Annotated in this window: 13 protein-coding genes; 11 read left to right on the top strand and 2 right to left on the bottom strand. The window is 68.3% G+C overall.

Features of this window, described 5'->3' with window-relative positions:
- Positions 1-29 precede the first annotated feature (29 nt).
- The 3 genes from meaB (at position 30) to rpmB (ending at position 2,481) form a co-directional block, all read left to right on the top strand.
- A complete protein-coding gene (gene meaB / locus AB8P05_RS11170) occupies positions 30-1,028 on the top strand; it encodes a methylmalonyl Co-A mutase-associated GTPase MeaB (RefSeq protein ID WP_472757980.1) in 999 nt (332 codons plus the stop codon).
- Positions 1,029-1,240: 212 nt separating this feature from the next.
- Positions 1,241-1,951 carry a hypothetical protein gene (locus AB8P05_RS11165; protein WP_472757979.1) on the top strand — a complete coding sequence of 237 codons (711 nt, stop codon included), beginning with the start codon at positions 1,241-1,243 and terminating at the stop codon, positions 1,949-1,951.
- 230 nt (positions 1,952-2,181) lie between these two features.
- The gene (gene rpmB, locus AB8P05_RS11160; protein WP_455170872.1) at positions 2,182-2,481 is read left to right on the top strand and encodes a 50S ribosomal protein L28; all 300 of its coding nucleotides are present in this window, start codon (positions 2,182-2,184) and stop codon (positions 2,479-2,481) included.
- Positions 2,482-2,818: 337 nt separating this feature from the next.
- On the opposite strand, the gene AB8P05_RS11155 is transcribed toward rpmB, so the two are convergent.
- The gene (locus AB8P05_RS11155) at positions 2,819-3,397 is read right to left on the bottom strand and encodes a regulatory protein RecX (protein WP_472757978.1); all 579 of its coding nucleotides are present in this window, start codon (positions 3,395-3,397) and stop codon (positions 2,819-2,821) included.
- Between the two features lie 117 nt (positions 3,398-3,514).
- Between AB8P05_RS11155 and AB8P05_RS11150 the strand changes: the two genes are divergently transcribed.
- The 8 genes from AB8P05_RS11150 to AB8P05_RS11115 all read left to right on the top strand — a co-directional run bounded on the left by AB8P05_RS11150 (position 3,515) and on the right by AB8P05_RS11115 (position 9,560).
- On the top strand, positions 3,515-4,318 hold the full coding sequence (locus AB8P05_RS11150) for an ABC transporter permease (protein WP_455170870.1): 804 nt from the start codon (positions 3,515-3,517) through the stop codon (positions 4,316-4,318).
- A gap of 124 nt (positions 4,319-4,442) precedes the next feature.
- Positions 4,443-5,615, top strand: coding sequence for an acetylornithine transaminase (locus AB8P05_RS11145; protein ID WP_472757977.1), 1,173 nt, complete (start codon positions 4,443-4,445; stop codon positions 5,613-5,615).
- The gene (gene argF / locus AB8P05_RS11140) at positions 5,612-6,565 is read left to right on the top strand and encodes an ornithine carbamoyltransferase (protein WP_472757976.1); all 954 of its coding nucleotides are present in this window, start codon (positions 5,612-5,614) and stop codon (positions 6,563-6,565) included. Before AB8P05_RS11145 ends, argF begins: the two co-directional genes overlap by 4 nt.
- 309 nt (positions 6,566-6,874) lie before the next feature.
- Positions 6,875-7,810, top strand: coding sequence for an Hsp33 family molecular chaperone (locus tag AB8P05_RS11135; RefSeq protein ID WP_455170867.1), 936 nt, complete (start codon positions 6,875-6,877; stop codon positions 7,808-7,810).
- 115 nt (positions 7,811-7,925) lie between these two features.
- The gene (locus tag AB8P05_RS11130; RefSeq protein ID WP_472757975.1) at positions 7,926-8,213 is read left to right on the top strand and encodes a type II toxin-antitoxin system ParD family antitoxin; all 288 of its coding nucleotides are present in this window, start codon (positions 7,926-7,928) and stop codon (positions 8,211-8,213) included.
- Positions 8,210-8,536, top strand: coding sequence for a type II toxin-antitoxin system RelE/ParE family toxin (locus AB8P05_RS11125; protein WP_472757974.1), 327 nt, complete (start codon positions 8,210-8,212; stop codon positions 8,534-8,536). Before AB8P05_RS11130 ends, AB8P05_RS11125 begins: the two co-directional genes overlap by 4 nt.
- 104 nt (positions 8,537-8,640) lie before the next feature.
- Complete coding sequence (locus tag AB8P05_RS11120; protein WP_455170864.1) at positions 8,641-9,237, top strand: hypothetical protein; 597 nt, start codon at positions 8,641-8,643, stop codon at positions 9,235-9,237.
- 68 nt (positions 9,238-9,305) lie between these two features.
- Positions 9,306-9,560 carry a hypothetical protein gene (locus AB8P05_RS11115; RefSeq protein WP_455170863.1) on the top strand — a complete coding sequence of 85 codons (255 nt, stop codon included), beginning with the start codon at positions 9,306-9,308 and terminating at the stop codon, positions 9,558-9,560.
- A 91-nt stretch (positions 9,561-9,651) separates the two neighbouring features.
- On the opposite strand, the gene AB8P05_RS11110 is transcribed toward AB8P05_RS11115, so the two are convergent.
- Positions 9,652-11,532 carry a potassium transporter Kup gene (locus tag AB8P05_RS11110; RefSeq protein WP_472757973.1) on the bottom strand — a complete coding sequence of 627 codons (1,881 nt, stop codon included), beginning with the start codon at positions 11,530-11,532 and terminating at the stop codon, positions 9,652-9,654.
- Positions 11,533-11,710 lie beyond the last annotated feature (178 nt).

Below are 11,710 nucleotides of genomic sequence, written 5' to 3'. Positions count from 1 at the left end.
CCTCCCCTCGCACTGACCCACGCGCCGCCATGACCGACACCGCCCCGCAAGACGCCGCCCGCCTCGCAGAAGCCGTCCGGTCGGGGGACCGGCGGGCGCTGGCCCGCGCGATCACGCTGATCGAATCGACGCGCGCCGACCATCGCGCCACCGCCGACGCGCTGCTGGCGGCGCTGCTGCCCCACACCGGCAACTCGGTGCGACTCGGCATCTCCGGCGTGCCGGGGGTGGGCAAATCGACCTTCATCGAGGCGTTCGGGCTGCATGTCATCGGGCTGGGGCACAAGGTCGCGGTGCTGGCGGTCGATCCGTCGTCGCAGCGCACCGGCGGCTCGATCCTGGGCGACAAGACCCGCATGGTCGATCTGTCGCGCGAGCCTGACGCCTTCATCCGCCCCTCCCCCGCCGGGGCGACGCTGGGCGGCGTGGCGCGGCGCACGCGCGAGGCGATGCTGATCTGCGAGGCCGCCGGCTTCGACGTCATCGTGGTGGAGACGGTCGGCGTCGGCCAGTCGGAGACCGCGGTCGCCGACATGGTGGACCTGTTCATGCTGCTTCTGCTGCCGGCCGGCGGCGACGAGTTGCAGGGCATCAAGAAGGGCATCGTCGAACTGGCGGACCTCGTCGTCGTCAACAAGGCCGACGGCGACCTCGCCGCCACCGCCCGCCACACCGTCGCCGACTACCGCCACGCCCTGGCCCTGCTGCGCCATGGCGACTGGCGTGTGCCGGTGCTCAGCTGCTCCGCCTTCCAGAAGGTCGGCATCGACACAGTGTGGGACACCATCGGCGAGCACAAGGCGCTGACCGAGGCCAACGGCGCCCGCGCCACCCGCCGGGCAGAACAGGCCCGCGCCTGGCTGTGGAGCGAGATCCGCGAGACGCTGATCGACCGCTTCCGCGCCCATCCCGCCGTCAGGGCCGATCTGGCGCGACTCGAGGCGGAGGTGACCGCCGGCACCACCATTCCGACCGCGGCGGCCCATACCCTTCTCGGGCGCTTCCTCGGCCAAACGGGCGGCGCATAACCCGTTCAGCTTATGTTGCACCGCAACAAATCCGTTGCACCGCACCAACCGTAGGGCTATTCTGCATCGGGCGGGAAAGGGGCGACGTGCGCCGATTCGATCTTGTCGATTCGCGTCCGTCGTCTGGGCCGGGGTGCCCGCGGTCTCCTGGGGTTACGCCGGAGCGGCCTTTCCGTTTCCGCCAATGTGCCTTTTCCACGGGAGACAACGCCATGACCGCTCAGCCGACCCCCGCCGCCGTCCTGACCCTGCTCAAGACCAACGCCCAAACCACTGCCGCCAAATCCGCCCGCGTCGCCACCCTGGTCCAGGACGGCTATCGCCGCTGGTTCGACGGCGTGACCGCGTCGGTCGGCGACGCCAGTCGTCTGGCCGCCGGGCTGGGCAAGGCGCGCACCCCCGCCGATCTGGCGGCACTGCAGCGCGACTGGCTGTCCACCACCCAGGCCCGCGTGACCGAGAGCGTTCAGGGCTTCCTGGACGTCTCCACCAAGATCGCCGCCGAGATCACCACTCTGCCGGTGCCGGCCGCCGACACCGCTCCCGCCGCCACTCCGGCCCCGAAGGCCGAAGCTCCGCTGACGGTCGCCGCTCCGAAGGTCGAGGCCCCCAAGGTCGAGGCTCCGAAGCCCGAAGTGAAGGTCGAAGCCCCCGCTCCGGCTCCGGTCGTCGAGGCGCCGCAGGCCGCTCCGACGCCCGCCCCGGTTCCGGCCGTGACCGCCGAGATCGCTCCGGTGGCCGCCCCGGCCGCCGAATCGACCGCCGAATCGGTCGATGTGCCGGTGAAGGAACTGGTCGAAGCGGTGAAGGCGGAGACCGCCGCTCCCGCAGCCGCCATCGCCGCCGAGGTGAAGGCCGCGGTCAAGCCGGCGCCGCGCCGCGCCGGCAAGCCGGCGTCGAAGACCTCCCCCACCGTGAACTGACACCCGTCGGCACAAGATTGGCGCGGCGCGTCTCTTCGCCTGATCGAAGAGGCCGCCGCGCTTCGACTCTCCACACTCCCGCGACGACTCGGCTATTGATCGGTTCATCGCGGATCCCGGCTTGATGACAGGCTTGACGACGGCGCTTTTGTTCGACTATATAGCGGCCTCCTTCGGGCGGCAGGCCGTCCGTTACCGGGTTTCATTTGCTAAAATAAAGGATCAGTCCGATGGCACGTCGGTGCTCCGTGACCGGCAAGGGCACGCAGTTTGGCAACAACGTCAGCCACGCCAACAACAAGAATCGCCGCCGCTTCCAGCCGAACCTCCAGGAAACGTCGCTGCTGAGCGACAGCCTGGGGCAGCTGGTGCGTCTGCGCCTCTCGGTGAACGCGATCCGCTCGATCGAGCACAAGGGCGGCCTCGACGCCTTCCTGCTCGATGCGAAGGACGCCGTGCTGAGCCTGGATGCCCGTCGCCTGAAGCGCCGGATCTCCAAGGCGCAGGAGAAGCAGCAGGCTGCGGCCTGATCGCTTCCCCGATTCTGGGGCGCGTTTGGTGTGCTGAGGCGGGGCGCTTGCCGCTCCGCTGACGAAATTTAGGACGCGTACAGGACGATTCCGACTCCCGGTAAGAGAGCGGCGCGCGACATCCGAAAGGGTGCCGCGCGTTTCGTCGTTTCTGGGGGTGTGTTGTTGCGCCGGTTGCCCCCTCCCCATCCCTCCCCCGCCCTCGGTCGGCCAAAGGCCGATCCGATCGCGGGAGAGGGGGTAGGATGCTTGTTGGCGTGACGTAGCTGCCAGAGCGGCGGCAGTCCCCTCTCCCGCCCAGCGGGGGAGGGTTAGGGAGGGGGCGCCGGGAGAGAACTCACTCCCCCAACAGCTCCTCCGGGTCCTCCGCATCCACCACCCGGCGGGCGACCTCATAGCCGAAGCCGGCCCGCCCCAGCGCCGCCATGTCCTTCTCGCGGTGGGCCTCGCGCTGCTCCGGCCGCCGGTACGGCCCCAGCCGCCGCCGCTTGGCCAGCGCCAGCGCCGCGGTCAAATCCAGGTCGGGCCCGACATCCTCGCGCAGGCTGTCCAGCGCCCGGTCGGCCTCGTCGCGGCCGATGCCCTTGCCGGCCAGCTTCTGGGCGATCAGCCGGGTGGAGGCGCCGCGGCGGTGCAGGCTCTCCGTCCGCATGCGGGCATAGGTCTCGTCGTTCAGCAGGCCGCTGCGGACATAGCGGGCCAGCAGCTCGTCGATCCAGCGGGCGCCCTCCTCCCGGTCGGTGCCGTGGGCCTTGGCCGACAGGTCGACCTTGCGCATCAGCACCCGGCGCAGGTTGGCCGTCGAGCTGGCGAAGCGTTCCAGATAATGCAGCGCCGCGTTCTCCAGATACTGCGGCGTGACCCGCTTGGGCGGCTTGCGGGCCGGCGGGGATGGGCGCTTGTCGTCGGTGTTCATGGCAGTCCCTTCGGCGGCGGCGGTTGCCGGATGGGCGGGCCGCCAGTACAGTCCGTGACCTTCTCGGCAGTCTGTGGCCTTGCCGGCGCCGGTACCCAAAAGGCAGATCGTGACGCGATGACCCTTCCCCTTCCTCCCATGCCGCGCAACGTCGGTTCCGTCAACTGGATCGGCCTGTGGACGCTCTACGCACGCGAGGTACGACGCTTCGTCAAGGTGCACCAGCAGACCGTCTGGGCGCCGGTGGTGACGACCCTGCTCTTTTACGCGGTGTTCGCCCTGTCGCTCGGCTCCGCCGTGCGGATGGTGGGGGAAACGCCCTATCTGCAGTTCCTGGCGCCCGGCCTGATCATGATGGCGATGGTGCAGAACGCCTTCGCCAACACCTCCTCCTCCATCGTGATCGCCAAAGTCCAGGGCAACATCGTCGACATCCTGATGCCGCCGCTGTCGCCGATGGAGCTGGTCAGCGGCTTCGTCTTCGGCGGCATCACCCGCGGCCTCGTGGTCGGTCTGGTGACGGGCCTCGCCATCTGGGCGGTGATCCCCATGCACATGCCGCATCCGGGCTTCGTGCTGTTCCATGCGGTGATGGCGTCGATGCTGCTGTCGCTGCTGGGTCTGGTCGGCGGCGTCTGGTCGGAGAAGTTCGACAACATCGCCGCGGTGACCAACTTCGTGGTGACGCCGCTGTCCTTCCTGTCCGGCACCTTCTATTCGGTCGAGACCCTGCCGCCCGTCTTCTGGTGGGTCGCCCATTTCGACCCCTTCTTCTACATGATCGACGGCTTCCGCTACGGCTTCATCGGGGTGTCCGACGGGTCGCGCTGGCTGGGTGTCGCCGTGATGCTGGGGGTGAATGCCGGGCTGTGGTGGCTGGCCTGGCGCATGTTCAAGACCGGTTACAAGCTGAAGGCGTGAAGTTTCCGCAGCGCTTGCGCCTTTTCCGACCTGTCCGTTGACAGAACCCATCAATCTCCGGATATTTGCCGTTCCCGGCGGTCAGGCATGGCCGCCGGATTTTCCTTTTTGGGAGACCAAAGCCGTGATCCCCGTCGTTATGCCCACATACGCCCGCGCCGACGTCGTGTTCGAGCGTGGTCAAGGTCCGTATCTCTACGCGACCGACGGGCGACGATTCCTCGACTTCGCCGCCGGCGTCGCGGTGAACGCCCTGGGTCACGCGCATCCCTATCTGGTGGAAAAGCTGACCGAGCAGGCGAACAAGCTGTGGCACACCTCCAACCTGTTCCGGGTCGCCGGGCAGGAGAGCCTGGCCAAGCGCCTGACCGAGGCGACCTTCGCCGACACCGTGTTCTTCACGAATTCGGGTGCGGAAGCGTGGGAATGCGGCGCCAAGACCGTCCGCAAGTACCATTATGAGTCCGGCAACCCGCAGAAGAACCGCATCATCACCTTCGAGCAGGCCTTCCACGGCCGCACGCTGGGCGCCATCTCGGCCGCCAAGCAGGAGAAGCTGATCCACGGCTTCGACCCGCTGCTGGACGGCTTCGACCAGGTGCCCTTCGGCGACCTCGACGCCGTGCGCGCCGCGATCACGCCCGCGACCGGCGGCATCTGCGTCGAGCCGATCCAGGGCGAGGGCGGCATCCGCGCCGGCTCGGTGGAGTTCCTGCGCGGCCTGCGCGCGCTGTGCGACGAGCATGGCCTGCTGCTGTTCCTGGACGAGATCCAGTGCGGCATGGGCCGCACCGGCAAGCTGTTCGCCCATGAATGGGCCGGCATCACGCCGGACGTCATGTGCGTCGCCAAGGGCATCGGCGGCGGCTTCCCGCTCGGCGCCTGCCTTGCGACCGAACGCGCGGCGTCGGGCATGACCGCCGGCACCCACGGTTCGACCTATGGCGGCAACCCGCTGGCGACCGCCGTCGGCAACGCCGTGCTGGACGTCGTGCTGGCGCCGGGCTTCCTGGACACCGTCCAGAAGACCTCCGCCACCATGCAGGGCCGCCTGGAGGAGCTGATCGCCAGGCATCCGTCGCTGTTCCTGGAACTGCGCGGCCAGGGCCTGATGCTGGGCCTGAAGCTCGGCCAGCCGGTGGGCGAGGTGGTGGCGAAGCTGCGCGCCAACGGCTTGCTGTCGGTCCCGGCCGGCGACAATGTGGTGCGGCTGCTGCCGCCCCTGAACATCGGCGAAGCCGAAGTGGACGAAGCCGTCGGGATTCTCGACCGGACGGCGCAGGAGTGCGTGGGATGAGCGGCGACAACAACACGGCCGATAATGGCGTTCGGCATTTCCTCGACATCGACCGGCTGGACGGCGCCACGCTGCGCCGCCTGCTCGACCATGCCGTGCGCATCAAGGCCGACCTGAAGAAGGACCGGCTGGCCCATTCCACCCTGCTGGCCGGCCGCTCGCTCGCCCTGATCTTCGAGAAGCCCTCGACCCGCACCCGCGTGTCGTTCGAGGTCGGCATGCAGCAGTTCGGCGGCAACGTCGTGGTGCTGAAGCCCGACGACATGCAGCTGGGCCGCGGCGAGACCATCGGCGACACCGCCCGCGTGCTGTCGCGCTTCGTCGACGCCGTGATGGTCCGCACCACCGGCGAGGAGCGGGTGCATGAGCTGGCGGCCCATGCCAGCATCCCGATCATCAACGGCCTGACCGACCAGACCCACCCCTGCCAGATCATGGCCGACCTGATGACCTTCGAGGAGCATCGCGGTCCGATCAACGGCCGGACCGTCGCCTGGGTCGGCGACTGCAACAATGTCGCGGTCAGCTGGGCCCACGCCGCCGTCCGCTTCGGCTTCGAGTTGCGTCTGGCCTGCCCCACCGTCTACGGCCCGTCGCCGGAGCTGCTGGCCTGGGCCGAGCGCGAGGGCACCGGCCGTCTGGTGGTCACCGAATCGCCGGAAGAGGCGGTGCGCGGGGTCGAATGCGTCATCACCGACGCCTGGGCCTCCATGCACAACACCGACGTGGACGAGCGCGCGGCGATCCTCGGCCCCTATCAGGTGAACGAGGCGCTGATGGCGCACGCCCACCCGGACGCGCTGTTCATGCACTGCCTGCCGGCCCACCGGAACGAGGAAGTGACCGATGGCGTGATCGATGGCCGCCATTCCGTGGTCTGGGACGAGGCGGAAAACCGCCTGCACGCCCAGAAGGCCATCCTCGGCTGGTGCATGGGCGTGCTGGACTGACGTTCTTCTTGCGTTAGACCCCCACCCTAACCCTCCCCCGCTGGGCGGGGAGGGAACAAGTGCTGAAACGGGAGAGCGGCGGCAGTCCCTCCCCCGCCCAGCTCTCGCACAAAGCTATGCTTTGTGCTGACGCGGCAGGCGGACCGTAGGTCCGCTGAGAGCGGGGGAGGTCAGGTGGGGGTCCAACCTCCCCACACCACAGGCCACCCCCATGCATGGGTGCCCTGCCGGCCTTGATTCGGCCCTCGTCCGCCCCGATCTTCGGCCCTACGCCTGCATCGCCGGTCTCTGTCTTAAGGAATCCGCCCTATGGACGATCCGTCCGTCCGCCCGCTCACCGATGATTTCGTCCTGCCGTTCCAGATCGAGGCGTCGCGCCTGCGCGGCCGCGTCGTCAAGCTGGGGCCGGCCATCGACGAGATCCTGACCCGCCACGACTATCCGCCCACCGTCGCCCGCTTCCTGGCGGAGACGGCGACGCTCGCCGTGCTGCTCGCCAGCATGCTGAAGTACGAGGGCATCTTCACGCTGCAGACCAAGGGCGAAGGGCCGATCCGCCTGATGGTGGCCGACGTCACCTCGGTCGGCGACGTGCGCGCCTATGCCCAGTTCGATCCGGAGGCGGTCGCCAAGGCCGAAGCCGACGTGGAGATCGCGCCGGCCGCGGCCCTGCTCGGCAAGGGCTACATCGCCTTCACGGTGGACCAGGGCCCCGACACCGACCGCTACCAGGGCATCGTCGAGCTGTACGGCAAGACGCTGACCGACTGCGTCCAGCATTACTTCCGCCAGTCCGAGCAGATCGACACCGGCCTGACCGTCTCGGTCGACCGCGAGGTGAAGCCGGACGGCACCCCCGGCCAGTGGCGCACCGGCGGCATCATGATCCAGCGCCTGCCGCAGGAGCAGGGTCTGGTCGCGTCCGACAAGGAAGACGATTGGCGCCGCGCCATGGTGCTGATGGCCAGCGTCACCGGCGACGAGCTGCTGTCGACCGACCTCGCCGCGTCGGACCTGCTCTATCGCCTGTTCCACGAGGACGGCGTGCGGGTCTATGAGGGCCACGCGCTGCGCTTCGGCTGCCGCTGCTCGCGCGAGCGGGTGGAGAACATGCTGCGCAGCCTGCCCCGCGAAGAGGTGCAGGAACTGAAGATCGACGACGGCCGGGTCGAGGTGACCTGCCAGTTCTGCTCGACCGACTACCACTTCACCGACGCGGATCTCGACCGCGTGTATGGCGCGTAAGCGATGTGAAGGCGGCCGGTGCCGAAAGGCGCCGGCTGTCCGCTTGCGCTCCCCGCCGGCCTCGCCCATACTCCATGTCAAAGCTTGACATATGATCTTCATGGGGAAGGCGGCGATGGCGACCAACGTGCATCTCACCCCTGAGTTGGAGCGGTTCGCCCGCGACTGTGTCGAAGGCGGACGCTACAACAATGTGAGCGAAGTGGTGCGTTCCGGCCTGCGGCTGCTGCAGGAAGCCGAGGAGCGGCGGCGGACTTTCAACGCCATGCTGCTCCAGGCCGAGGCCGAAGCGGACCGTGACGGCAGCGTCGCCATCGACGATGTGCTGGCCGAAGCGGACGCAATCGTCGACTCCGCCATCAACTCTGCAATCGACTCCCGCGCCGACCACCGCAGCCAATGACCACGGCGCTGCTGTCGCCGGCGGCGCGCCGTGATCTGCTGGCGGCGATCCGCTGGATCGCCCAGGATAATCCAGGCGCCGCCCGCGCCTTGCGCGATACCATCGCCCGCACAGCGGAGCGCATCGGCACCCATAGACTGGTCGGAACGCAACGCCCGGACTTGGCCGCCCCGGCCTATCGCTTCCTCAGCCTGACCGGCTTCCCTTATATCGTCGTCTACAATGCCGAGCGCCAGCCGCCGTTGATCGTCCGCATCCTTCACGGCGCCCGCGACCTGCCGGTCCTGCTCGCAACACTGGGGGAAGATCTCCCGGACGGCTGAAGCAGTCCGGAAGGCGTTCACCGGAATGGGCGTGATGCAGAGGCCGGGCATGCCGGCTATAGTGCCGCCGCACTTGTCCACCCCCTCCCTCACCCGGAGCCCCCATGCTGTCGCGCCGCCTTGCCCTTGCCGCCGGAACGGCCACCCTCCTGCTTGCCGCCTGCCAGAGCGCCCCGCCCCGGCCGGCGCCGCGGCCCGTCGATTTCTCCAATTTCGGGCCGATCGTGCTGAATGCCGGCACCATCGACGTGGCCGATGCCTACCGCCCGATGGGGGCCAAGCATGTGGAGGGACGCTCCGCGGTGCCGCCGGCCGAGGCGGTGCGGCGCTGGGCGGCGGAGCGGCTGCAGGCGGCCGGCGGGACAGGCCGCGTGCGCGTCACCATCCGCGACGCCAGCATCGTCGAGGTGGCGCTGCCCACCAAGAAGGGCATCAGCGGCTATTTCACCAACGATCAGGCCCAGCGCTATGACGGCCGGATCGAGGTGGAGATCACCGGCGAGGTGCCGGACACAGGCAATGGCGGCTTCCGTGGCGTGACCCGCTCCACCGTCACCCATTCCACCACCGTGCCGGAGAACATCTCGCTGGCCGACCGCGAGGCGACCTTCCTCGAGATCACCCGGCGGATGATGGACGACCTGAACGCCCGGCTCGACGCGGGCATCCGCAAGGATCTGGCGCCGATGGTACGGCGCTGACCTCATAGCAGGAGTTGGCCCGGCGCTTGCGATGGGCACCCGACGTTTCGTCAGAACGGAGAGTGCCCATGCCGAAATTCGAGCTCTACGTCGTCCGGCCGCCGGAGGGATCGGCCACCGTCACCGCCATCCCCGAGGAAAAGCAGCAGGCGTCCCAGGCGGCGCTGCGCAACCTCAGCCGCTCCGGCTGCGTGGTGAAGCCCTTGGGCGGCATCGACCTGTGCTTCGTCAAGAAGTCGGAGGCGCAGATCAAGCTGGAACTGGCGGTGCGGCAGATGTTCGCCGCCTCCGCCTACAAGCCGCCGGTGTCGATCGTCTGGTAACGGCCTTCGGGCGGGGGTGGCAGAATCTGCCCCCGCCCGCCGCCCCCCCAGCGGTAAATTTGGCCGGTAATTTTGGCCGGCAAACTCTGCCCTATATCTCCAGCTGCATGCCCAGCTCGACCACCCGGTTGGGCGGGATGCAGAAATACTCCGACGCGCTGGTCGACAGTTTCGACAGGAAGATGAACAGCGGTTCCTGCCAGCGCGGCAGGCCGAGCTTGCCGTGGCTGCGGATCAGCGTCTCGCGGCTGACGAAATAGGTGGTTTCCATCGGCTCGAACGGCAGGCCGGGAATGCGCTTGGTTTCCAGCGCCTGCGGGATGTCGGGTTCGTCCTTGAAGCCGAAATGGACGATCAGCCGGAAGAATCCGGCCGACAGCGCCTTCAGTTCGAAGCGCCGCTCGTCCGGCACATGGGGCACGTCCTCGATGTCGACGGTCAGCAGCACGACGCGCTGGTGCAGCACCTTGTAGTGCTTCAGGCTGTGCAGCAGCCCCGGCGGCAGGCCGCGCGGGTTGCCGGTCAGGAACACGGCGGTGCCCGGAACCCGCTGCACCGACCCGCTCTTCAGCCGTTCCACCAGCAGGTCGAAGGGCAGCGCATCCTCGGCCAGCCGCTTGCGCACCACCTCGCGCCCGCGCCGCCATGTCGCCATCAGCAGGAAGACCGCAGCACCCACCACCAGCGGGAACCAGCCGCCCTCCTCCACCTTGACGAGGTTGGCTAGGAACAGCGCCATGTCGACGGTCAGGAACACCGCCAGCGCCAGCACCGCCTGCCACAGCTTCCAGCGACCGAGCGAGCGCGCGACCTTGTAGGCCAGCAGCGTCGTCGCCACCATCGTGCCGGTCACCGCGATGCCATAGGCGGCGGCGAGGTTGCTGGAAGTCTGGAAGGTCAGCACCAGCAGGAGAACGCCGGCCAGCAGCAGCCAGTTCAGCTGCGGCATGTAGATCTGGCCCTTCTCGTGCTCCGAGGTGTGCATCACCTCCATCCGCGGCAGATAGCGCAGATGCATCGCCTGCAGCGTCACCGAATAAGCGCCGGAGATCACCGCCTGACCGGCGATGATGGTCGCCGCGGTGGCCAGCAGCAGAAGCGGCACCTGCGCCCAGTCCGGCGCCAGATGGAAGAAGGGATTCTCAATGGCGTCCGGTTCGTGCAGCAGCAGGGCGCCCTGACCGAAATAGCACAGCAGAAGCGACGGCAGCACGATGGTGTACCAGGCGCCGCGGATCGGCTTGCGGCCGAAATGGCCCATGTCGGCGTAGAGCGCCTCGGCCCCCGTCACCGCCAGAACCACCGCCCCCAGCAGCAGGAAGCCGTGCCAGCCATGATTGAACAGCATTTCCACGGCATGGCCGGGCCAGACCGCGGCCAGCACGCCGGGGTAGCGCACGATCTGCCACAGGCCCAGCGCCGCCAGCGTTATGAACCAGACCAGCATCACCGGCCCGAACAGCCGGCCGACCTTCTCCGTCCCGAAACGCTGCAGCACGAACAGACCGATCAGGATGGTCAGCGTGATGGGGATGACATAGTCGTCCAGGGCAGGCGCCACGACATGCAGTCCCTCCACCGCGCTCAGCACCGAGATGGCGGGGGTGATCAGGCTGTCGCCGTAGAACAGCGAGGCGCCCATCACGCCGATGGCCATGACGATGCCGGTGCGCCGGTGCCCCGGCCGCATGCCACGCAGCGCCAGCGCGGTCAGCGCCAGGATGCCGCCTTCCCCCTGGTTGTCGGCGCGCATGACGAAGACGACATACTTCACCGTCACCGTGATGATCAGCGCCCAGAAGATCAGCGACAGCACGCCCAGGATGACCTCCGGCACCAGCGGAAAGCCGCCGCCCTCGGTCAGGCATTCGCGCAGCGTGTAGAGCGGGCTGGTGCCGATGTCGCCATAGACGACACCCAGCGCCCCCAGCGCGAGTGCGCGCAGCTTCGCCGCATGCTCCCGCTCATCCATGCCTGCTTCCATAACCCGGTCTGCTCCTGTCCCGTTTCATCGCGTCCGCCGGTCCGACGATCGTTGGCATACGCACAGCCATGCCTAAGGTGGCTTGCGGTGGCCGCGCAAGCACCGAATGGCGAAACGCGCCACCGGCCAGTCCGATCCTCCGCCATTTTCACCCTTTCGGCAGGCT

The sequence above is a fragment of the Azospirillum sp. VT-I1 genome (assembly GCF_055698305.1).
This window is presented reverse-complemented; position numbering and strand designations above follow the sequence as displayed.